This is a genomic window from Sporosarcina sp. P16b (assembly GCF_002743065.1).
GTDB lineage: Bacteria > Bacillota > Bacilli > Bacillales_A > Planococcaceae > Sporosarcina.
This window is the reverse complement of the sequence record NZ_PDYO01000001.1, coordinates 546,725-570,093: the sequence shown is the minus strand read 5'-3', so window position 1 is coordinate 570,093 and position 23,369 is coordinate 546,725. Positions and strand designations below refer to the sequence as shown.

Sequence of the window (23,369 nt, the reverse complement as noted above, 5' to 3'; positions counted from 1 at the left end):
CCCAAACGCGCTCATACTCCACACCTATCCGCTCTATCCTCCACTGTTTGCGCTCATAAAGTTTATCTAACCGCTCATAAAGCAAAATTCCCTCACTAGATAGTACAATTGGACTGGTAACAAGCAAGCCAGCCTGAACGCATCCCGAGCCAGAGCTTCAATCCGAAACTATAAACCACTGCACGTACTTATTGCCCGTCAAAATCAAAAAAACAACCCCCAAAACCAAGTTTGGAGGTTGCCGAAACTTAATATAACGAAGTCTTATCTTTAGCCATGCCTTCCAACAACTCTTTCACACGTGCGAGGAAACGTCCACAAACGAGTCCGTCTAGCACGCGGTGATCAAGCGACAGACAGAGGTTGACCATGTCGCGTGCAGCCATCATGCCATTGTCCATAATTACTGGGCGCTTGACGATCGACTCCACTTGCAAAATAGCAGCTTGCGGATAATTGATAATTCCCATCGACTGAACCGAACCAAATGAACCAGTATTGTTCACCGTGAACGTACCACCTTGCATCTCTGTCGATTTCAGCTTACCATTTCGCACTTTTCCAGCTAACTCATGAATTTCACGGCCAATGCCTTTGATCGTCTTTTCATCTGTTCCTTTGATGACAGGGACATATAACGCATCATCCGTTGCTACCGCAATCGAGATGTTGATGTCTTTTTTCATGACAATCGTATCGCCTGCCCACATCGAGTTCATTTCTGGATATTCCTTCAAAGCTTGTGAAATGGCCTTAATAAAGAAGGCGAAATACGTCAAATTGAATCCTTCTTTTTCTTTGAATTCCTTTTTGACGCTATCACGCAATAGAACAAGTTCCGTTACGTCTACTTCTATCATCATCCAAGCGTGTGGCGCTTCGGTTACAGAACGCACCATGTTGTTCGCGATCGCTCGACGTACACTCGTTACCGGAATTTCGATATCACCGTTTTCGCGTTTCACATGTGACGAGACAGCTTGTTCAGGTACCGTCTGTTCCGAAGGTGCCACTTGTGGTTGCGATTGTTCTTCAACCACAACGTCCTGTGATCCCTTTTGCGACTGGGCTCCGTCACTTTCAATGAATGCTTGGATATCTTTTCGCGTAATACGTCCTTCGCGTCCCGTGCCACTTACTTGAGACAAGTCAATGCCATGTTCCTGAGACATCTTCAACACAGCAGGAGAAAATCGGCCCGCTGCCTTACCGCCCGTTGCAGTTCGCGTCTTTGCTTTTGGTGCTTCCATTTGCTTGTCAACAGGCTTTGCAGCTGGTGTTTCTACCGTGGGTGCTGAAACGTGTACGGGTTCTTCCGCGTCGCCTTCAATTTCAATTAAACAAACCGTTTCGCCCACTTCAATCGTATCGCCTTCTTTTGCGATGATTTCTTTAATTATTCCAGAGAATGAAGACGGAACTTCCGCTGTGACTTTATCGGTTGTCACTTCCGCAAGTGAATCATATTTAGCTACCGTATCCCCGGGAGCGACGAGCCATTTTTCAATAGTCCCTTCGGTTACACTCTCACCCAGTTTCGGCATAGTAATTTTTTCGATGCCCATTTCCTTACGCCTCCTTAGTTAAAATTCCGCTAAATCCCTTGCTGCCTTTTCAATCTTTTCAGGATTCATCATAAAGAACTTTTCCATAGAAGGGGCATAAGGCATGGCAGGTACGTCGGGTCCTGCTAATCGTTTGATTGGCGCATCCAATTCAAATAAACAATTTTCTGCAATGATAGCAGAAACTTCACTCATGATGCTGCCTTCTAGGTTATCTTCTGTCACCAATAGAACTTTTCCTGTTTTCGAAGCAGCTTCAATGATCGCCTCTTTATCTAACGGATAGACCGTACGTAGATCCAAAACATGGACAGAAATATCATCTTCAGCTAATCGTTCCGCAGCTTGCAGTGCGAAATGTACACACAAACCATACGTGATAATCGTGATATCTTCCCCATCACGCTTCACATCCGCTTTACCAATTGGCAACACGTAGTCATCGTCAGGAACTTCCCCTTTAATCAACCGATATGCGCGCTTGTGCTCAAAGAATAACACGGGATCTTCATCACGCACTGCCGCTTTTAGCAAACCTTTTGCGTCGTAAGGAGTGGATGGAATGACAATTTTCAAGCCAGGAGTCGAAGCAAACATCGATTCAACTGACTGTGAATGATATAAAGCTCCGTGAACGCCACCACCAAAAGGAGCGCGAATGACGACAGGACATGAAAAATCATTATTTGAACGGTAACGGATTTTCGCCGCTTCCGATACGATTTGATTGACCGCCGGCATAATAAAATCGGCAAACTGCATTTCAGCAATCGGACGCATACCATACATCGCTGCACCAATCGCTACACCCGCAATCGCGGACTCAGCGAGAGGCGTATCAAGAGAACGGTATTCACCGAACTGATCATATAGACCGGTTGTTGCCTTAAACACGCCACCTTTACGGCCGACATCTTCTCCAAGTACGAAAACTTGGTCGTCGCGTTCCATTTCTTCTTTCATTGCCAGGTTGATCGCATCTATAAATGAACGAACGGCCATTATGCTTCGCCCCCCTTTTCTTCATAGACATAGCGCAATGCATGTTCAGGCTTCGCGTATTCCGCCTGTTCCGCATACTCTGTCGCTTCATCGACCTGCAGTTTTACACGTTCTTCTATTTCATCGTACTTTTCTTCCGTCAAGACTTTTACTTCTTTTAGATACTGAATAAATGACAATAACGGATCTTGTTTCCTTTCGTCTTCAAGCTCTTCTGCATCACGGTACTGGCGTTGATCATCATCTGAAGAGTGTGCAGTCAGTCGATAACATACCGCTTCAACTAATGTCGGACCTTCTCCGTTTCTAGCTCGGTCTGCCGCTTTTTTCACCACTTCATACACTGTCAGCGGATCTCTTCCGTCTACAGTGTAGCCTGGCATACCGTAACCGATTGCACGATCGGAGACATTCTCACATGCCATTTGTTTATCTAGAGGTACGGAGATTGCATATTTATTATTTTCCACCATAATCACTGTCGGTAATTTATGCACACCCGCAAAATTCATCCCTTCATGGAAGTCTCCTTGATTGGAAGAACCTTCTCCGAGAGTCACGAACGTGATAAAATCCTCTTTATTCATTTTTGCGGCTAATGCAACGCCGACAGCATGTGGTAATTGTGTCGTAACAGGTGAAGATCCTGTCAAAATACGATTCTTGCGTTGGCCAAAGTGACCTGGCATCTGCCGACCACCGGAGTTCGGGTCATCCGCCTTGGCGAAAGCCGATAACATCAAATCTTTCGGCGTCATACCAAAATGTAAGACCACTCCCATATCACGGTAGTACGGTGCGATCCAGTCCTTTTCGTTATTCAGAGCGAATGAAGCCCCTACCTGTGCCGCCTCCTGTCCTTGACAAGAGATGACGAACGGAATCTTCCCCGCACGGTTTAGTAACCACATTCTTTCATCTAAACGACGTGCCATCAGCATCGTCTCGTACATTTTCAATACATCTTCATCTGTCAAACCCAATTCAATATGCCGATTACTCATTCCACTTCCTCCTTTACATGTGAATGGCTAGCCCTTCAACCGCTAACGCCGCTTCACTGAACGCTTCAGATAATGTCGGGTGAGGATGAATTGCCGAGGATATTTCCCAAGGAATTGCATTCATTACCATCGCCAAGCTCGCCTCAGAAATCAGATCCGTCACGTGCGAACCCACCATATGGACACCGATAATATCATCTGTCTGCTGATCCACAATGACTTTCACGAAGCCATCCGCATGACCGTTAACTAAAGCTTTACCGTTTGCCTTGAATGGGAATTTGCCGATCTTTACGTCAAACCCTCGATCTTTCGCTTGTTGCTCAGTCACGCCAACTGCCGCAGTTTCTGGGTAAGAGTACACACAACGTGGTACTAGATCGTAATCAATCGGATCTAGCTGTTTTCCTATTATATGTTCGATTGCATGCAATCCTTCATGTTCTGCCACATGCGCCAATTGAAGTCCGCCAATCACATCACCGATTGCATAAATATGCTGGTCTTTTGTTTGAAAATGTTGATTCGTTTGAATGGAGCCCTTTTCGACTTGAATATCCGTGTTTTGTAAACCGATATCATCGATAACTGGCGCGCGTCCAACAGACACTAACATCTTCTCGCTCGTGATGGATTGTTCATCATCACTTAGTCTATAAGAAATCGTGACCTCACTGTCGTTCTTTTGTAACGACTCTGTCAACACTTCCGCACCTAATATAAACTTCACACCGCGTTTTTCGAGCGCTTTTTGCATAGCCATAGCCACTTCATGATCTTCAGTTGCCAAGATCTGCTCCAAACGATCCAAGACTGTCACATCTACGCCAAAATCTACTAACATAGAAGCCCACTCAATGCCGATCACACCGCCGCCAATAATCGTAATCGAAGATGGAAGCGCCTTCATTAATAAAGCTCCGTCGGAAGTCAGTACAGACTGTTCATCTACTTCAATTCCAGGTAATGATCTAGGTGTTGACCCAGTAGCAATCACGAGATTTTTCAGAATCAATATTTCATTCTCATTCCCATTATCCATTTCCACGGAAATAGTTCCAGGCATTGGAGAAAAAATAGAAGCTCCTAGTATTCTACCCGTCCCACAATAGACATCAATTTTACCTTTTTTCATCAAACCTTCAATGCCTGCATGCAATTGATCCACGATTTTACCTTTACGTTTTTGTACTTGTGAGAAATCCAATGAGACGTCACCTGTATTCACGCCGAATTCATTCGCTTCTTGACGTGTTACGCGGTAGACTTCTGCACTTTTTAGCATCGCTTTACTCGGGATACACCCACTATGCAAACACGTACCGCCAAGTTTGGATTTTTCTACAATTGCTGTCGTCAAACCTAATTGAGCCGCGCGAATGGCTGCTACATATCCACCAGTTCCGCCACCTAATATCACTACGTCATATTCTTTACTCAACGTAAAGGACTCCCTTCGCTTACAGTATTGAACTAAATTTAGACAGACGAGTGTAGCGGTGGACAGCTCCCCTGCCTACCGCTATGACTCATCTGCTAGATTATTTATTTGATATAATACTTTTTTCGTTGCGCAAGAATGTACTTCTCAATGCGCCAACTCTTGCAATGCGTTCTTCTGCCAAACGGTCTGCAGCCTGGTAGGATGGAATGCCGTCTCGTTTAGAGATAGCGAAAATCTTTAGGATTGTATCGTAAATACCTTCTACTCGCTTTAGTGCACGTTCTTTATTGTAACCGATCAATTCGTCCGCTACATTGATGACGCCACCCGAGTTGATCACGTAATCTGGAGCGTAGACGATGCCCATTTCATGCAAGCGATCGCCATGTTCCGGATCCTTCAATTGGTTATTAGCAGAACCCGCAATGACTTTTACTTTCAATTGTGGAATCGTTTCATCGTTGATCACCGCACCAAGAGCACATGGAGCAAAGATGTCCGCTTCTTGTGAGTAAATTGCATCCGTCGCAACAGCTGTTGCCCCGAACGCCTCCACTGCACGCTGGACTGCCGCCTCATTGATGTCCGTAACAATCAATTTTGCGCCTTCTTCATGCAAGTATTCGCAAAGTGTATAGGCAACATTTCCAACACCTTGAACCGCAATGGTTTTACCTACCAATGAATCATCGCCGAATGCTTCTTTCGCAGCGGCTTTCATTCCTTTATAGATACCGAGCGCAGTAACGGGGGAAGGGTTTCCTGACGTGCCTTCTCCTGAAGAGATACCTGTAACAAAATTTGTTTCTAAATGGATTAAGTCCATATCGTATTCAGTAGTCCCCACGTCTTCCGCTGTAATATAGCGTCCGTTTAGCCCCTCTATGTAACGACCCAATGCACGGAAAAGCTCATCGTTCTTATCCGTTTTCGGATCTCCGATTATAACCGTCTTTCCGCCACCAAGATTCAGTCCGGCTGCAGCGTTCTTATATGTCATTCCTTTAGCCAATCTCAATGCATCTTCAATCGCATGTTCTTCGCTAGCATACGTCCACATGCGGGCGCCACCAAGTGCCGGTCCAAGTGTCGTATCATGAATTGCGATAACCGCTTTCAATCCCGATGTCTTGTCATAACAAAGCACCAGTTGCTCATAGTCGTGATCTTCCATGTACGTAAACAATTCCATAAGTATCCCTCCAGGCTAGTAAAAGATTATAAAGATTCATGCGTCTAGTTCTGATTCTAAATTTCCCACGGCAAAAATGCAAATTTGACACATTTTGGATATTACTTCCGCAGCAGGTTTTGTAAACAATCTACCTATATCGTACATGATGGCAGAGTCCTTGACAATCCATGACCACACGGTAAAATTAAATTGGTAAGGGGTTGAAGGATATGGTACGTCTTGTTGCGTTTATTGTACTGTTGATTCCAGGGATTGCAGCGGCTCTAGGAATAAAATTAATGCGTGATTCATTGTTCGGGCATCTTTTTTCGCCATTCCCATTCATTTGGATGCAATTTTTAGGCGGTTTTATACTATTTGCCGCAGGTCTTGGTTTCTTTGCAGGCTTTTTGTTACGCCGAGACCGCAGATCTGGACGGGTAGCTGACAGATTTAAAAAAGACTTGAAATAAAAGGGCCAAGGTACACTACCTTGATCCTTTTATTTTTTTGCGCACACGCTTCGGATAATCCGTAATCCAACCTGTCACTTCGGGGGTATCTGATAAAAAAGATTCTGCACCCGTTACACCGTACATTCGTAATATCTTCCCACTTTCGAGTAGTTGACTCTTAAACGGATCTTTCCATAATCGCTTATGGAAATGAAAGGCATCGACTTCATATAAATCAAGATTTTTCCAATCGACCGATTTTTTTCTAAGCAATAAAGCGGTTTCCATGTTGGAGTCTAGCTCTTTTACTATACGCATCGTTTCATAATCAAATGAAGAGAGATGGACGGTAGACAACGGTTCCACATAATGCAAAATTTGCTCGAGTGCAACAACTTGCCCATATACCGTTTCCTTTATCTCGACATTCAGCGCCAAATTATGTTCAGAACAGAAAGAAACTACATCAAATAAGATAGGTATGGGGTGACCAAACATTCGTCTGTAACTGCCCTTACCTATTTTAATGTGCTGCAGTTCCTGCGATGTCAATTGATCAATGCGCTGATCAATTCCGGCGAGACGTACTAATTCATTGTCGTGAATCACAACTAATTGACCGTCGCTCGTTTGCTGCACATCCAATTCGATTCCATCTGCACCTTTTTGTACAGCCCCTAAAAAAGCGCGCATCGTATTTTCAAAATAATGTCCAGATGCGCCACGGTGAGCAAATATTTTACTATCAGACATTTAATACTCCTTCGCTCGTTAGTTCGAAAACACCTTTCGTCACGCGACTCAACATACTCGTTTTATCGCCTATTACAATATGGACGCCAGGATGTGCTTCACGCGTAATTTCAATTTTAGGCTTGCTAGCCACTTGCACAAGTTGCAATTTATTTTTGATTGTCTGATCAAGTGATACAATGTCTTGCCGTTTAACTTGCAATGTCTTTTCTAGCATATCTAACTGTCCATCCGGGAGACTCGCTTTGACGCTCGTCATCTTATCCAGTGTCTGCTCAATTTTCTTCAATTTCGCATGCTCCGCTTTGAGCTTTTCCGCCAATCGCTGAATTTCTTCTAGCTCCATTTCTTTATTGACACCTTTGACGATCAGTTTCGTTAAACGTTCATGGCTATTGCCAACCGTTGCACATTCAATAGAGAACATCGCTTCTGCAACGCCACCGATCACCCGACCTTTATGTTTATCAATACAAATATGATCACCGTATAACTCAGATCCAAGTGAATAGAGACCGATGTTGACTCGTTCCCCGTAAATTTTGCAGTTATTCGCATGTTTTACATAAACATTTTTCTTCGCCTTAATAACGGTTTCTCCTCCACCAAACACGCCGCCTTTAATATAGACATCGCCTTCTTCAGAGTAGATTTCCTTAGCGTTTGTTACACCTTCTTTTCCTTCGATAGAAATATCCCCAGTAGCATTGACCGAGAAGCCCGCCAAAACCGTTCCCATTACACGCACTGAACCATCAAACGTAATCGATCCCGTTTTCGTCCCCACGTCATCCGGAATGATCAATTGCTTACCGACACTAATTGCTCCGTTCAGTTCTTCGAGTGCTCCGCCATGCAAAGCGCGTAAGACGATTTTGCCATCTTCCTCAAACTCCCCGACGGATTTTCGATCATAGACCAGTTTCATATCCTCGCCTTTTTTAGCTGCTATCGGTTCACCAAAGACGTTATAGCCTTCAAATCCATCTTTAGCGGGCGTCTTTTCACCCAACCATTCATCTTTCACAATCGGCGTCACGAAATTCAACTCATAGTGATCGACAGAGCCATCATCGCGAAGAATAGGTTTACGATCTGGCATCGCAATATACTCGACCTGTGCATCTTCCCCTTTAATAGGTTCTTTACCTACCGCAATAATCATTGGATTGCTTGGAAGATACGCCAGGCTGAAGAGACTTTCTTTATCATAGCGTACTTCTCTCTGATCGAGTATTTCTTCCGCTTGCTTCAGGAACTGCTCTTTATGTGCAAGAAATTCTTCGTTCGTTGCATGAATATACAATTCTACTTTCATTTTACTAGGTGATATATATACTTCGCAAGGTGCGGAATATGACCCAATTTCATGCTGCCCTTCCGTTTGAAGTGCTTTCATCAGCTCTTTGAATGAATTCAGTTTCAATCTAGGAATTTTAGAAGCCAGTGCGTCAAATGATTTAAGCGGATATCCAGCTTTCTTCGTATTCATGATTACTTTATTATTTTCTTCCAGAAGTTCAAAATGTTCATTTTCAACTAACAATGAAATCCCTCCCTCTTTATTTAGTAGTATAGAAGATTGCCACACACTACAGGTAGCTCTTTTTGCGAGTACCCACGTAAATAAGCATTTTCTCACAGCATCATTCGGTTTTTTTACCCTAGGAATCAAATATAGACTTTATACCCACGATACAATGGTTGCAGAGCTCATACATACACCACTTCTTGAATTATAATATTTTGGAATTAAAACCTATTTTAGTTCATGTGCAGAAAAGTGAGGTATTGAGCGTTTAAACAAGTTTTATGAGCGCTTTGAGCTGAGTATAGAGCGGATGCGAATGAGGTGTGAGCGCTTACAGGAAGTGAAGAGCGGTCGCAGAGAAAGTATGAGTACGTACACGAATTAATGAGCACAAACGAATTCGCGCTAAAATTATTCCCTTTACCATCTAACACTACACAACCCCAACGTATCTTCCCTTACCCAAGTACAAACGAAAACCAACTAATACATTCGATTAGTTGGTTTGCATACACTCTCTATCATTCTATTACTTCAATCAGCTCACCATATGCTCCAAACGGATCTTATCCGCAATCATCGCAATAAATTCGCTATTCGTAGGTTTGCTTTTCAAATGATGTACTGTATAGCCGAACGTCTTCGAAATCAAATCATAATTCCCACGGTTCCACGCCACCTCAATTGCATGGCGAATTGCACGTTCCACACGAGATGGAGTCGTATTATACTTTTTCGCAATGTCTGGGTAGAGAATCTTCGTGACCGATCCGAGCAACTCCACATCACTATAAACCATCTGAATTCCCTCGCGTAAAAACGCATAACCTTTAATATGAGCAGGTACACCAATTTCTTTTATCATCGACGTAATCGCCGTATCGAGTACCTTCTGAGTTACAACACCTGTCGGTTGTGCGGAGGATTCCTGCACGACAAATGAAGGCGTCGTATTTTTCGGTTTCCCAGCAGCTTTAAAGATTTGTCCGATTAAGCGGTCAAATTCAAACGGCTTCAACATGAAGTACGAAGCACCCAGGTTTGCGGCTTGCGACATAACGTTTTCCTGTCCGAAAGCCGTCAGCATCATGATTTGCATATCTCCCATTTTATTCGTTTCATTCAGTGTCTCTAATACTCCAATACCGTCGAGATGCGGCATAATAATATCCAACAATAAAATATCGGGACGCTCTTCTTCTAACAATGTCAAGCATACTTGCCCATTATTCGCTGTCCAAATCACTTCTATTTCATCGTGCTTCTCAAAATATGACATCATCGTTTTCACAAGTTCTTTATTATCGTCAGCAATTGCTACTTTTATATTTTCCATTACCCATTCCCCCTGATTTAAAATCGGACATCCATTTCTTTCTCCCGCTGTTTCTCTCCTATTATCGTAAGTCATATATTTGACGATTTCTACATTTACTTAATTTTTCACTCAAAATGATACTTCTGAACGATGCTTTCTACCTATTTCGACTTTATTCCCTTTTCTTTGTATCGAACACCTATACGAGAAAGCAGCCTGTGCACTTTTTAGGCACAGGCTGCTTTTTCACTTCTCATTCGTTCTCATCGTCTTTAGAAAAAGCGCGGCCCCTTTTTCTGGCTCGTCGACAAACATATGCGTAATCGCACCGACAAATTTACCGTTCTGGATTATAGGACTACCACTCATACCTTGCAGGATTCCGCCCGTCTTACTCAGCAGTTTCTGGTCAGTCAATAGGATATGGAATTGTTCTTCTTCTATCTTCGTTATTTGGATGGAGAATTTTTCTACAGTAGAACCTTCCACTGTGGTGTAAATTTCTGCGGGTCCGATCATCAATTCAAACGGCTGCATAATTTCAAGCGGTTCAGACAACACTTTATTATGAGCATTTTTCCAATGACCGAAAATCCCATACACACTATTGATTTGAATATTTCCGAGGAATTTATTCTGATCAATAATCGAGGAGATTTTATACCCTGGAATCCCTGGAGAACTTTTCTTGATTTGACTGATTTCAGATAAATAAATTGCGCCTTTTTCAAAAGACGGAGCAGACTGCAACGTACTATCAATAATCTGGTGCCCCAGCGCGCCATACGTGCCGCTTTCCGGGTCGACGTATGTCAACGTTCCTGTACCTTCCGTTCGATCCTTCAGAAAAGGCGTGACGCGCTTAATGAGCGACGTATCTGCTTCAATGGTTTCATTCTTCCCATTACGCAAAATGTCGAGTACCATCGTAGCACGATCTTTTTGTAACGCCCGTTCGAAATGAACGAGTTGCTTCGTATCCGTACCGTTCAACTGGCGAATGATATCCCCTTTTTTTAACCATTCCTGCTGACTCACCTTGACATCACTTGTTACATAAATACCACTTAGATCCATTTGAATACCAATGGAATCACCCATCGGAATGAGCGTTTCTTCATTTGCTAATGAAATTCCAGGCACTAGGCAGAGCATCAAGACGAGTGCTAAAAGCGTTTTGAAAGATTTATTCCATCCCATGTTTCACCTCCTCAACGAAAGATACCTTTGGTATGTCCTTTCGAAGAGAAAGTATGAAAGGGTAAAATAAACAGTGTCTTTTACCATGGTAAACGTTGTGAATTCATACTTTATTTGCGGAATTCCTTTTTGCGTTGATCAGCTAAAACTAAAAGTTCTTCAGCATGTTGAAGCGTCAATGTCGTAATTTCCGCACCCGACAGCATGCGTGATAATTCTTCCGTACGTTCTGTTTTCATCACGTCATGAATCGCCGTTGTGGTACGACCTTCATGCACTTCTTTTTTGATGAGATAATGATGATCTGCCATCGCGGCCACTTGCGGTAAATGCGAAATACATAACACTTGTGAATGGCTGGAGACCATGGAAATTTTTTCTGCGATGGATTGCGCTACGCGTCCACTGACTCCGGTATCCACTTCATCGAAAATAATCGATGTAACACCTTGATGTTGAGAGAAAATCGTTTTTAACGCCAGCATCATTCGGGATAATTCGCCACCAGACGCCACTCGTACCAAAGGTTTGAGCGGTTCTCCTAAGTTTGTGGAAATCATAAATACGACTTCATCAAATCCATTGGCATCGAATTGATAAGGTTGTTTTTGGTGAATCTGTACTTTGAATGTAGCTTTTTCCATATACAACTGCTTCAACTGCTCTTCAATTCCTTTTTCAAGAGACAGTGCTGCTTTTTTTCGAATAATTGATAATTCATTCGCTTCAATTTCAAGATCTTTTACGTATTGTGCCAATAATTCTTGATTTTGATGCAATCTTTCGTCACGATTGACCAGTTGATCGAGTGCATCCGCAATTTTATCGCGATAAATCAAAATATCTTCAAGTGATTTCCCGTATTTTCGTTTCAATGTCAAAAACAACGCTAATCGATCTTCGACAACTTCTAATCGATCTGGCTGGAATTCCATACCATCGATCATCCTTTTTAAATCATGTGAAACGTCTTGAAGCGCGTAAAATGAAGAATTAACTGTTTCAGACATCGTTTTGAGATCTTCATCAATCGAAGCTGCTTCTTCGAGATCACTCATCGAATTACCAACCCAATCAAGTCCATGCGACTCTAGAGACAATGCTTCATATGAAGTATTTAAGCGGTCAAAAAGCCGGTTGAAATGTTGGAGCTTTACAAGTTCAGACTCCAATGCTTCTTCTTCACCGATCATTAAATTCGCTGCATCAATTTCTTCTAATTGGAATTTGTATAAATCGATTTTCTGCGCGATTTGTTGTTCATCTTGTGTTTTCGCCGCAATGAGTTGCTGAAGTTTTTTATATTTCTCATATAATTCGGTATATGTAGACATGGAACGTTCAATAGGTGCCCCAATAAAGAAATCTAGCAAATGAATATGACGCTTTTCATTCATTAATTCTTGGTTTTCATGTTGTCCATGGATGTCGATTAGCAATGCGCCAATCTCACGCAATATAGCAATGGTCACGAGTTTACCATTAACGCGACAAACAGATTTCCCGCTGGCACTTATATCCCGGCGTAAAATCACGATACCTTCTTCCGTATCGATACCAAATTCAGTCAATTTCTCTGTTACATTTTCAATATTTTTATCGATGGTGAAAAGTCCTTGAAGCTCAGCTTTTTTCGCACCGTGGCGAATGAATTCCTGTGAACCACGGCCGCCAGCGAGCAGCTGAACAGCATCAATGATAATAGACTTCCCAGCACCCGTTTCGCCAGTCAGCACCGTTAGTCCATCGTCAAATGCGATTTCAAGTTGTTCAATAATAGCAAAATTTTTAATCGAAAGTTCGCTTAACAAAGAAACCTCACCTCGCTTATAGCATTGATAGTAATTTATCTTTTACGTATTCTGTTTGAGATTCTTCACGACAAATGATCAAACACGTATCGTCACCGCAAATGGTTCCAAGCATTTCATCCCAGTCCAAGTTGTCGACAAGTGATCCAACCGCTTGCGCATTACCGGGAAGCGTTTTCAACATGATAAAATGACTTGCACTGTCGATGCCAACGAACGCATCCTCGAGCATACGCTTTAATTTTTCTTCCGTATTATAGCGATGGATAGGAGGGAGACTGTATTTATAATTACCTGAAGGTGAAGGTACTTTAATCAAGTGCATTTCTTTAATATCACGCGAAACTGTCGCTTGCGTGACATCGGCCCCAGCGGCTTTTAAGCTCTCGACTAGCTGATCTTGTGTTTCTATTTCATTGTTCGTAATAATCTCTCTAATACGTAGATGTCGTTGTCCTTTATTCAATTGAATTCACTCCGATTCTGTTGAGTCCATAAACAAAATTATACTAATCATCTAAAAAACGCGCAACTCATTGCGCGTTATGTTAAATCATTATGTGCCTGTTTGACCAATTGCTTGAAATCTTCCGTAGTAAAATCAGTCATTGCTCCGTCTTCGGCAACTAAATAATACAAGAATTCAATATTGCCTTCTCCACCCGTAACAGGCGAATACGTAGCACCTTTAACGGAAAATCCTTCCGTCGCTGCCATCGCCGCGATTTTCTCCAATACTTCTAGATGTATTGCTGGATCACGGACAATACCTTTTTTACCGACTTTGTCTTTCCCAGCTTCAAATTGAGGCTTCACTAGCGCCACCACTTGTCCGCCCGGCACAATAATGTTTTTAAGTGCTGGTAAAATCAAGGATAACGAAATAAATGAAACATCGATCGTCGCGACTTCCGGTAATCCTTCCGTAAATAAATCAACCGTCGCATGACGGAAATTCTGCCGCTCCATCACTGTCACTTGTTCATGCTGACGAATTTTCCAAGCAAGTTGATTATAGCCAACATCCAGTGCATAACAATGTTTGGCACCGTTTTGCAGTGCACAATCGGTGAAGCCACCTGTGGAAGCTCCAATATCTAGGACAATCTTTTCTTTCACAGAAATAGGAAAAGACACCAACGCCTTTTCCAGTTTCAAGCCACCACGACTTACATATTTAATCGCGGGTCCTTTTACAGTCAACGGAGCATCCACTGCAATTTTTTCACCCGCTTTTTCAATTCTTGTAGTATCGGAGTAAACAAGGCCAGCCATGATGGATCGTTTTGCTTGTTCACGGGATTCAGTCAATCCACGCTCTACTAGCAACAAATCCACTCTCTCTTTTTTCACAGATGTACTCATACTTTCGCTCTTTCTGCTGCTTGCTGAATAGCCGCAGCTGTCACTTCTGCTACGTGATCAGGTGTCATATGGACTTCGATAAGTAATTTATCGACACTACCGTGTTCAATGAATTCATCCGGAATACCGATTCTTTCGAAGATTGTGCCTGTATGACCCACTTGCTCTGCATACTCCAACACCCCACTGCCGAATCCACCAGCAAGAACAGCTTCTTCGATTGTAATGATGGGTTTGCCTTTAGCAAATAGTTCATCCAGTAAATTCGTATCCATCGGTTTAATGAAACGCGCATTCACAATCGCGACATGTTTGCCTTGTAATTTTAATTGTTCAGCAGCCGAGAAAGCCATGGGGATCGTTGTACCGAACGTCAAAATCGTTGCATCTTCACCTTCTTGCAACACTTCCCATGTGCCGATTGGAATCGTATGAAGTTCTTCATCCATCGGAACGCCATATCCATTACCGCGTGGGAAACGAAGTGCAATTGGACCTTCATCGTAATCGATAGCTGTCTTCACCATGTGTTGGCCTTCATTTTCATCTTTCGGCATCATAATGACTAAGTTCGGCAAATGACGCAAGAATGCGATATCAAATACGCCGTGATGTGTTTCTCCATCAGCCCCAACCAGTCCTGAACGATCAATGCCAACAAAGACATTGAGCTTCTGGCGCGTAATATCATGCAACATTTGATCGTATGCACGTTGCAGGAATGTCGAATAAATCGCGAGGAAGGGTTTCATTCCAGTTGCCGCAAGTCCCGCAGCCATAGTCGTTGCATGTTGTTCCGCAATCCCTACATCGAAGAAACGATCCGGGAATTCTGCTGCGAAAGATTCAAGTTTCGATCCTACAGGCATAGCCGGAGTGATCGCGACAATACGTCGATCAGCTCTCGCTAGCTTGCGTACCGTTTCAGAAACCAACCCACTCCAAGCAGGGCCAGTAACAGGGGATTTTACAAAATCTCCCGTTTCAATCTTATAGGGTCCCGTACCATGCCATGTACCGATTTTATCTAACTCGGCGGGGCTATAGCCTTTACCTTTTTTCGTAATTACATGAAGTAATACCGGTCCTTCCATTTTCTTTGCATATTGAAGAGAACGCTCCAATTCTACAAAATCATGGCCGTCAATCGGTCCCAAATACGTGAATCCGAGCTCCTCAAAGAAAATCCCGCTCACTACTAAATACTTCAAACTGTCTTTCACACGTTCCGCAGCCGTTGCGACTCTACCGCCTACTGCTGGGATTTTACGCAAGAGGAATTCGAGTTCGTCTTTTACATTATTATACTTGCCAGCTGTGCGTAATTTTCCGAGAATCGAGTGCAGTGCGCCAACATTTGGTGCGATAGACATTTCATTGTCATTTAGAATGACCGTGAGATTCGTTTTCTCGTGTCCAATATGGTTCAATGCTTCAAGTGCCATACCGCCCGTTAAAGCGCCATCACCTATGATTGGGATGACATAACTTTTTTCTTTTTTAATATCTCGTGCCACAGCCATTCCCATAGCCGCCGACAAAGATGTTGAACTATGGCCGGTTTCCCATACATCATGTATGCTCTCCGCCATCTTCGGAAATCCGCTCAATCCTTTATATTTTCTAAGAGTGTCAAACTCACCAGCACGGCCTGTAAGAATTTTATGGACATATGACTGATGCCCTACATCCCATATAAACTTGTCGGTTGGGCTGTCGAAAATTTTATGCAATGCAATCGTTAATTCGACAACCCCCAGATTCGGTCCGATATGCCCGCCAGTAACTGATAAATTTTCAATTAGAAAATGGCGAATATCCGCCGCCAATGATTCTAACTGCTCTTTATCGAGCTCTTTTATAAAAGATGGATTGGTAATCTTTGTTAGATCCATCATGATCACACACCTTCATCAAGTAAGTAGGTCTTTCTATTTGCTCATTCGCACTATTTCCTGTTCATTCGACCAAGTAGTTGCTGTTTGTTTTCTACATTATAACAGTAACAACGTGCGACACAAATATAACGGTTCCAAATTACATTTTTCGCTCAATAATGTAATCTGCTAACAATTGCAACATAGACTCCCCTAAGCCAATGGACTGCAACGCATGTAACGCTTCTTCATGACGTGCTTTTAATTGTTCGCGAGCCCCATCTAACCCTAGCAATGAAGGATATGTTGACTTTTCGCTTGAAGTATCACTGTTAGCTGGTTTGCCGAGCTGCTCGGTAGTTGCAGTCACGTCTAAAATATCATCTTGAATTTGGAAAGCCAATCCAATATTGTGAGCGAATCGGCGAAGTTGCTCGCGCTGTTCATCAGTAGCCTGTGCTAGCACAGCACCCGCTTCAATACAGTATGAGAGTAATGCGCCTGTTTTATGAATATGTACTTCTTCCAATTCTGCTAAAGGCAATGATTGCTGTTCGCCTTTCATATCGAGGACTTGGCCTTTCACCATTCCTTGTGCGCCCGAAGCTTTCGCCAGTAATCCGACGAGCTCAATTGCTGCTGCAGGTGGTGTTTCCTGAAGATCTGCAAGCGCTTGGAATGCCATTGCTTGCATCGCATCACCCGAGAGCGTCGCTACATCCTCACCGTACACTTTATGATTCGTAGGTTTTCCTCTTCTAAAATCATCATCATCCATGCATGGTAGATCATCGTGGATCAATGAATATGTATGTATCAATTCGACAGAAGACGCCACCTTTACTGCATCCACCGAATCCTTTTTCATATCAAATAAAACAGCCATAACCAATAATGGCCGAATCCGTTTGCCGCCTGCGTCTACTGAATACATCATGGATTCGTGCAAAACGTTAGGAATATCGGACTTCGCCAGTTGGTTCGTCAATTCACGTTCAACTTTAGGTATCATTTCATCGACGAATGCTTGTAGTTTATCATTCATTCGGCTCACCTGCTGTTGGGTCAAATGAGGATTCATTCCCCTCTTGATCAATCATGCGAATCAATTGTTTTTCTGCATTTTGCAATTTCTTCTGGCAATAAGCTGAGAGCTCCATCCCTTGTTTATACAACGTAATCGTGTCATCCAAAGGTGCTTCACCGGCCTCCAACTTCTGTACAATTTCTTCTAACTGGTGCATTGCTTGCTCGAATTGCATATTTTTCTCTTCTGCCATCCTTACTCGACCTCCTTTGGAATGATTTCTTCCACTTTAGTGGAAATAGATCCGTCTGCTAATTGAAGCGTCACTAGATCTCCGCTTGCTACATCATGAATCGATTTAATCACTTCCTGATTTTTATAACCGATTGAAAAACCTCTCTCCATTACTTGTAACGGGTTCAAGGCTTGCATCATGCGCATCAGGGCTACGAAGTGTTGCTGGCGCTGTTTAATGGTGTGTTCTGCAGCACGGTTCAAACGCATTTCCAACTGTTTCATTTGTTGTTGTTCTAGCTGGATGCGTCGAATCGGTGTGTAGTACTGAAAACCCGCATATAAACGATCGAAGTTCATCTGTTTTCCCTGAACGATTGCCTCACTGCCGCGTTGCAAGCGATCTTCCAAGTTGTCGAGCTTCTCAATGAATGGTCGATATAATCGTTCCGGATATTGGAGCGGATAAGACGCTTGTGCCGTTTCTAAACGCTTATTCAACTGGTTTATTAAGGTCTGGAACGCCAGATAGATCGAACGTTGCTGATTTTTCAAGTGTTGGAATAATTGAAGCTGATCTGGCACGGCCATTTCAGCTGCCGCAGTCGGCGTCGGTGCACGTAAATCCGACACAAAATCTGCAATCGTCGTATCGGTTTCATGTCCGACTGCACTAATGATCGGAATCCGACTGGAGAAAATAGCACGTGCTACGTCTTCTTCATTGAATGCCCACAGATCTTCAATGGAGCCCCCACCACGGCCAACAATCAATACATCGACATTCGCCATGTGATTCGCTTGTTCAATCGCTTTCACAATGGATGGAACGGCTGTGCGACCTTGTACGAGAGCTGGAAACAGATACATCTCCGCCATTGGAAATCGTCGGTTGATCGTCGAGTACATGTCACGTAGCGCAGCACCTGATTCAGCTGTAATGAGGCCAATTCGTTGTGGTACTTGGGGAATAGGTTGCTTGAATCTTTCTTCAAACAATCCTTCTTGCTGAAGCTTCTTTTTCAACTGTTCAAAAGCTAGATACAGCGCTCCAATACCGTCGGGCTCCATTGTGTGTACATAGAGCTGGTACGATCCCGCTGTTTCAAACACGGTCACATCACCTGTAATCAGAACGTTCATTCCGTTTTCAGGCTTAAATTGAAGTGTGTTGGAACGGGAACGGAACATCGCTGCCTGAATTCTCGTTTTATCGTCTTTTAATGTGAAATAAATATGTCCGGACGGATGAAGCTTAACGTTCGATAATTCACCTTTTACATATACGTTACGTAAATGTGGATCAGCGTCAAATTTACGTTTAACATATTTCGTTAGCGCTTGAACGGTTAAAAAAGTTTGATTGGACATGTTTCCGTCACCTGCCCTTTTATGTATAGAGAGGCGCTCCAAGAGAGCGTCTCTCGTTCAGAATTACTTATTTTCCGTACGTACCTTTAATCTTTTTTCCGCACTTTCGACAGTGTTTTTCAATAACATCGTAATCGTCATGGGACCTACTCCGCCTGGTACGGGCGTGATAGCACTTGCCTGTTTTTCTGCTGATTCATAATCAACATCTCCACATAGCTTACCGTTTTCATCACGGTTCATACCGACATCAATTACCACTGCGCCTTCTTTGATGTAATCCCCTGTAATGAATTTAGCTATACCAATTGCGACGATTAAAATATCCGCTTGTTGCGTGAATTTCTTCAAATCTTCCGTACGGGAGTGACAGTACGTCACCGTTGCATCTTTTTGCAATAGAAGTTGCCCCATCGGTTTTCCTACAATATTACTTCTACCGATAATTACAGCGTGCTTGCCTGCTATATCTACGTTGGAACGTTCAAGCAATTGCATAATACCATAGGGTGTACATGGTAAAAATGTTTCTTGACCGATCAACATTTTCCCGACATTCATCGGATGGAATCCATCGACATCTTTTTCGGGGCTAATCGCGCGGATGACTTTGTTTTCATCAATATGTTTGGGTAACGGCAATTGCACCAAAATACCATCAATCGTCTCATCCTGGTTGAGCTTCTCTACTTCATCTAGTAGATCTTCTTCCGACACAGTTTCAGGCAATTTAGTAAGCACGGATTTCATACCGGCTTCCTTGCTCGATTTCTCTTTGTTTTTTACGTACGTCTCAGATGCTGAATTTTCTCCCACTAAAATAACAGCCAGTCCAGGTTGCACTCCTTGTGTGATTAAAGAAGCGACTTCTTCTTTTAATTCATTCCGGATTTCCTGTCCTATCGCTTTACCATCAATCTTTTTACTAGACATGATTTTCCCACCAAACTTTTTTTATTTGTAATGAAAGTTTATCGAGCTCAAACTTGCTACTAGTAGAGACGTTTTCGGTTATTGGAATTTAGAAAGTACCCCATTAACAAAACGGCCTGACTTTTCATCACCAAATGTCTTGCACAACTCAATCGCTTCGTTCATAATGACCCGATTCGGAACTTCTTCGTTATGAAGGAGTTCATAGACAGCCAATCGTAATACTGTTCTTTCGATCTTTGGCAATCTGTCGATGGTCCAGTTTTCCAATTTATTTGTGATTTCACTGTCGATTTCTGTCAAGTGTTGCGCTGTGCCTCGAACTAGTTGTTCATAAAATGAATCCAGTGGTGCTTCCACAATATAACCGATCGCTTCGTCCACGTTCATCTCACTATTATCTAGCTGAAACAGTGTTTGGATTGCTTTTTCACGTGCTTCTCTTCGTTTCATAATTGTTATCTCCTCTACCGCTCATCTTCAAAACCTAATGATAGCACAAAATGCAGGAAAAGAACTAGTGCAATCAAGCGATTTTATGTCACCTGTTTACATTTCCGGTCAATAAGTTCATAAATATTTGAGCCCGCAATAATTGGTAAAGAGGAAAGCACCATGATCAGCGAGTCAGAAGAATACTTTCTCATGGGGTTTTACATGGCTAGTCAACTTTTCATTGTCGTTTGAAGTGTTATTTGTAGATAACTAGTAAGGGTAATGTGAGTTTCGCTCATTAATCCGTCTAAACGCTCATAAACCTTGCATGTCCGCCCTACGCTCTGCGACACCCGCTCTATCCAGACCCACACCCGCTCTATCCAGACCCGCACCCGCTCATAACTTTACGTCAAGCGCTCTATCGCCACCTGTATCCGCTCATTGCCCACCGAATCGCAATTCGTCTAACCCTATTTCTTGAAAAAAAAAAAAAAAAAAACCGAAGACAAACCCTACGATCTTGAGTAGGGGTGTCTTCGGTTATCCGCTCATTCAATTAGACGCACTCAGTCTTCGAAATGAATGCCTGTAATGTGGACATTCACTTCATGCGTTTGAAGCGAAGTCATATTCAAAATTGCTTGGCGAATTTCGTTTTGAATCTTCGTCGCAATCGTAGGGATGGAATGGCCATACTCAATAATGCAATACACATCGATTTTTAACCCTTCATCTACCCATTCGGTTTTCACACCTTTTCCGTACATCACTTTCCCCAACTTCTCCGCAACACCTGATGCGAAATTCCCTTGGGTAGCAATCACTCCGCTAACTTCTGACGTGGCGATACCAATGATGACTTCGAGTACTTCAGGTGCGAGCTGGACTCGTCCGAGTGCAGCATCTCCGGACGGTGTCATTCCGACAAACGATGCATTTGTTTTATCAGCCATTTCACTTCTCCTCCAATTATTTCATGACGTCGTACTTTTCTAAGAACTTGGTATCGAAATCACCAGACTGGAATATTTCGTCATCCATTAAGTTGGCGTGGAAAGGAATCGTTGTATGAACGCCTTCGACTACGAACTCATCTAATGCACGTTTCATCCGAGCGACCGCTTGCTCACGCGTATCCGCATGAACGATCAGTTTTGCGACCATCGAGTCGTAAAACGGTGGAATTGTATAGCCTGGGTACACCGCTGAGTCAACACGTACACCAAAGCCACCAGGAGGTAGATACATTGTTACTTTACCCGGTGAAGGCATGAAGTTCTTTTCAGGATTTTCTGCATTGATCCGACATTCAATAGACCAACCATTGAATTGAATATCTTCTTGTTTAAATGCTAACTCTTCGCCCGAAGCTACTTTTAGCTGTTGTTGAATCAAGTCGATTCCTGTGATCATTTCTGTTACAGGGTGTTCCACTTGAATTCGTGTATTCATCTCCATGAAATAGAACTTTTGATTGATATGATCAAAAATAAATTCTACTGTACCTGCACCGCGATAGTTACACGCTTGAGCTGCTTTAACAGCGGCTTCACCCATCTCTGCGCGTAGTTCAGGAGTCAATGCAGGAGACGGAGCTTCCTCGACTAGTTTTTGCATACGGCGTTGAATAGAACAATCACGCTCACCTAAGTGAACCGTGTTACCGTATTTGTCCGCTAGCACTTGAACTTCTACGTGACGGAATACTTCGATATATTTCTCAATATACACACCTGGGTTACCGAAAGCCGCAGCTGCTTCTTTTTGTGTGATTTTCACGCCATTTACTAGCTCTTCTTCATCACGTGCTACACGAATTCCTTTACCGCCCCCACCAGCAGTTGCTTTGATGATCACAGGGAATCCAAGTTCTTTTGCAATTTCGAGTGCATGATCCGCGTCATCCACAATGCCATCAGAACCGGGAACGATTGGAACTCCTGCAGACGCCATTGTATTACGCGCAACATCTTTTGTACCCATTTTAGAAATTGCTGCCGCTGTGGGTCCGATGAATTCGATATTTACTTCTTCACAAAGTTCTGCGAAGCTCGCGTTCTCTGCAAGGAAACCATAACCAGGATGGATTCCGTCACAGTCAGTTGCTTTCGCAGCACTGATAACGTTTGAGAAGTTCAGATAACTGTCTGTCGATAGACGTGGTCCAATGCAAACTGATTCGTCTGCTAGTTGCACATGTAGCGCCTCTGCATCTGCTTCAGAATAGACCGCTACTGTTTTAATACCCATTTCCTTACATGCACGAATGATCCGTACAGCAATTTCTCCACGGTTTGCAATTAATACTTTTTTCATTAGTTACTCCCCCTTAGTTTTCTCTAACAAGGAATAAAGGCTGTCCGTATTCCACAAGTTGACCGTCTTGCACTAAGATTTCAACGATTTCACCATGTACTTCTGACTCGATTTCGTTGAATAATTTCATTGCTTCTACGATACAAACGATGGATTCAGCTGTTACTTTATCACCAGTTTTAACGTATGCTTCTGCATCTGGTGATGAAGCCTTATAGAATGTTCCAACCATAGGGGAAGTGATTTTGTGTAGTGTTTCGTCAATTGCGACTTCAGCTGCTGGAGTTGCTGGCGCTTCTGGCGCTGCTGTTGGTGCTGGAGCTACCGCTACAGGCGCTACAGGAGCTTGAACTGGAGCCGGTGCAGTTTGTGGCGTTTCTGTAACCGTTGTCACGGCTTGTCCGCCATTCTTCTCTAGTTTAATCTTCCCTCCATCTGATTCTAATGAAAACTTCTGGATAGATGATTGATCGATAAGCTTAATAATTTCTCGGATTTCTTGAATTTTCAACATATCTGATTCTCCTAACTAAATTTTCTTGCTATCGTAT

General features: G+C 43.0%; 22 protein-coding genes. 1 reads left to right on the top strand and 21 read right to left on the bottom strand.

Annotated features, from left to right (window positions below):
- Window positions 1-248: 248 nt before the first annotated feature.
- The 5 genes from CSV77_RS02880 to CSV77_RS02860 form a co-directional block, all read right to left on the bottom strand.
- Window positions 249-1,565: a dihydrolipoamide acetyltransferase family protein gene (locus CSV77_RS02880; protein WP_099672204.1), complete on the bottom strand. Its 1,317-nt coding sequence runs from the start codon at window positions 1,563-1,565 to the stop codon at window positions 249-251.
- Between the two features lie 18 nt (window positions 1,566-1,583).
- Window positions 1,584-2,567 (bottom strand): alpha-ketoacid dehydrogenase subunit beta, encoded by a 984-nt coding sequence (locus tag CSV77_RS02875; RefSeq protein ID WP_099672203.1) that lies wholly within the window; start codon window positions 2,565-2,567, stop codon window positions 1,584-1,586.
- Entirely contained in the window at window positions 2,567-3,571 is a 1,005-nt protein-coding gene (locus CSV77_RS02870; protein WP_099672202.1) for a thiamine pyrophosphate-dependent dehydrogenase E1 component subunit alpha, read from the bottom strand. The genes CSV77_RS02875 and CSV77_RS02870 overlap by 1 nt, the downstream gene beginning before the upstream one ends.
- A 13-nt stretch (window positions 3,572-3,584) precedes the next feature.
- Window positions 3,585-5,012 (bottom strand): dihydrolipoyl dehydrogenase, encoded by a 1,428-nt coding sequence (gene lpdA / locus CSV77_RS02865; RefSeq protein WP_099672201.1) that lies wholly within the window; start codon window positions 5,010-5,012, stop codon window positions 3,585-3,587.
- A gap of 100 nt (window positions 5,013-5,112) precedes the next feature.
- Window positions 5,113-6,207 carry a Leu/Phe/Val dehydrogenase gene (locus CSV77_RS02860; RefSeq protein WP_099672200.1) on the bottom strand — a complete coding sequence of 365 codons (1,095 nt, stop codon included), beginning with the start codon at window positions 6,205-6,207 and terminating at the stop codon, window positions 5,113-5,115.
- A 212-nt stretch (window positions 6,208-6,419) separates the two neighbouring features.
- Here CSV77_RS02860 and CSV77_RS02855 point away from each other — a divergent pair, with 212 nt between their 5' ends.
- Window positions 6,420-6,662, top strand: a complete 243-nt coding sequence (locus tag CSV77_RS02855; protein ID WP_099672199.1) for a DUF2627 domain-containing protein — start codon at window positions 6,420-6,422, stop codon at window positions 6,660-6,662.
- Between the two features lie 15 nt (window positions 6,663-6,677).
- Here the strand turns inward: CSV77_RS02855 and CSV77_RS02850 are convergent, their stop codons facing one another.
- From CSV77_RS02850 to accB, 16 genes are all read right to left on the bottom strand, one after another.
- Complete coding sequence (locus tag CSV77_RS02850; RefSeq protein ID WP_099672198.1) at window positions 6,678-7,397, bottom strand: glycerophosphodiester phosphodiesterase; 720 nt, start codon at window positions 7,395-7,397, stop codon at window positions 6,678-6,680.
- Window positions 7,390-8,943, bottom strand: coding sequence for a flagellar assembly protein A (locus CSV77_RS02845; protein ID WP_099672197.1), 1,554 nt, complete (start codon window positions 8,941-8,943; stop codon window positions 7,390-7,392). The genes CSV77_RS02850 and CSV77_RS02845 overlap by 8 nt, the downstream gene beginning before the upstream one ends.
- A gap of 523 nt (window positions 8,944-9,466) precedes the next feature.
- Window positions 9,467-10,264 (bottom strand): sporulation transcription factor Spo0A, encoded by a 798-nt coding sequence (spo0A, locus tag CSV77_RS02840; RefSeq protein ID WP_099630060.1) that lies wholly within the window; start codon window positions 10,262-10,264, stop codon window positions 9,467-9,469.
- A 228-nt stretch (window positions 10,265-10,492) separates the two neighbouring features.
- The gene (locus CSV77_RS02835; protein WP_099672196.1) at window positions 10,493-11,446 is read right to left on the bottom strand and encodes a SpoIVB peptidase S55 domain-containing protein; all 954 of its coding nucleotides are present in this window, start codon (window positions 11,444-11,446) and stop codon (window positions 10,493-10,495) included.
- A 110-nt stretch (window positions 11,447-11,556) separates the two neighbouring features.
- Entirely contained in the window at window positions 11,557-13,257 is a 1,701-nt protein-coding gene (gene recN / locus CSV77_RS02830) for a DNA repair protein RecN (RefSeq protein WP_099672195.1), read from the bottom strand.
- Window positions 13,258-13,273: 16 nt separating this feature from the next.
- Window positions 13,274-13,723 (bottom strand): transcriptional regulator AhrC/ArgR, encoded by a 450-nt coding sequence (ahrC, locus tag CSV77_RS02825; protein WP_099630063.1) that lies wholly within the window; start codon window positions 13,721-13,723, stop codon window positions 13,274-13,276.
- 77 nt (window positions 13,724-13,800) lie between these two features.
- Window positions 13,801-14,622: a TlyA family RNA methyltransferase gene (locus CSV77_RS02820; protein ID WP_099672194.1), complete on the bottom strand. Its 822-nt coding sequence runs from the start codon at window positions 14,620-14,622 to the stop codon at window positions 13,801-13,803.
- Entirely contained in the window at window positions 14,619-16,517 is a 1,899-nt protein-coding gene (gene dxs / locus CSV77_RS02815; protein ID WP_099672245.1) for a 1-deoxy-D-xylulose-5-phosphate synthase, read from the bottom strand. Before dxs ends, CSV77_RS02820 begins: the two co-directional genes overlap by 4 nt.
- A 142-nt stretch (window positions 16,518-16,659) precedes the next feature.
- Window positions 16,660-17,544 (bottom strand): polyprenyl synthetase family protein, encoded by an 885-nt coding sequence (locus CSV77_RS02810; protein ID WP_099672193.1) that lies wholly within the window; start codon window positions 17,542-17,544, stop codon window positions 16,660-16,662.
- Window positions 17,537-17,779 (bottom strand): exodeoxyribonuclease VII small subunit, encoded by a 243-nt coding sequence (locus tag CSV77_RS02805; protein WP_099630066.1) that lies wholly within the window; start codon window positions 17,777-17,779, stop codon window positions 17,537-17,539. Before CSV77_RS02805 ends, CSV77_RS02810 begins: the two co-directional genes overlap by 8 nt.
- Before the next feature lie 2 nt (window positions 17,780-17,781).
- The gene (xseA, locus tag CSV77_RS02800) at window positions 17,782-19,131 is read right to left on the bottom strand and encodes an exodeoxyribonuclease VII large subunit (protein ID WP_099672192.1); all 1,350 of its coding nucleotides are present in this window, start codon (window positions 19,129-19,131) and stop codon (window positions 17,782-17,784) included.
- Window positions 19,132-19,194: 63 nt separating this feature from the next.
- On the bottom strand, window positions 19,195-20,064 hold the full coding sequence (gene folD / locus CSV77_RS02795; RefSeq protein WP_099672191.1) for a bifunctional methylenetetrahydrofolate dehydrogenase/methenyltetrahydrofolate cyclohydrolase FolD: 870 nt from the start codon (window positions 20,062-20,064) through the stop codon (window positions 19,195-19,197).
- Between the two features lie 78 nt (window positions 20,065-20,142).
- Complete coding sequence (gene nusB / locus CSV77_RS02790) at window positions 20,143-20,517, bottom strand: transcription antitermination factor NusB (protein ID WP_099630069.1); 375 nt, start codon at window positions 20,515-20,517, stop codon at window positions 20,143-20,145.
- Window positions 20,518-21,068: 551 nt separating this feature from the next.
- Window positions 21,069-21,455: an Asp23/Gls24 family envelope stress response protein gene (locus tag CSV77_RS02785; protein WP_099637498.1), complete on the bottom strand. Its 387-nt coding sequence runs from the start codon at window positions 21,453-21,455 to the stop codon at window positions 21,069-21,071.
- Window positions 21,456-21,471: 16 nt separating this feature from the next.
- Window positions 21,472-22,818, bottom strand: coding sequence for an acetyl-CoA carboxylase biotin carboxylase subunit (accC, locus tag CSV77_RS02780; RefSeq protein WP_099630071.1), 1,347 nt, complete (start codon window positions 22,816-22,818; stop codon window positions 21,472-21,474).
- A 13-nt stretch (window positions 22,819-22,831) separates the two neighbouring features.
- Entirely contained in the window at window positions 22,832-23,332 is a 501-nt protein-coding gene (gene accB, locus CSV77_RS02775) for an acetyl-CoA carboxylase biotin carboxyl carrier protein (RefSeq protein ID WP_099672190.1), read from the bottom strand.
- Window positions 23,333-23,369: the final 37 nt, after the last annotated feature.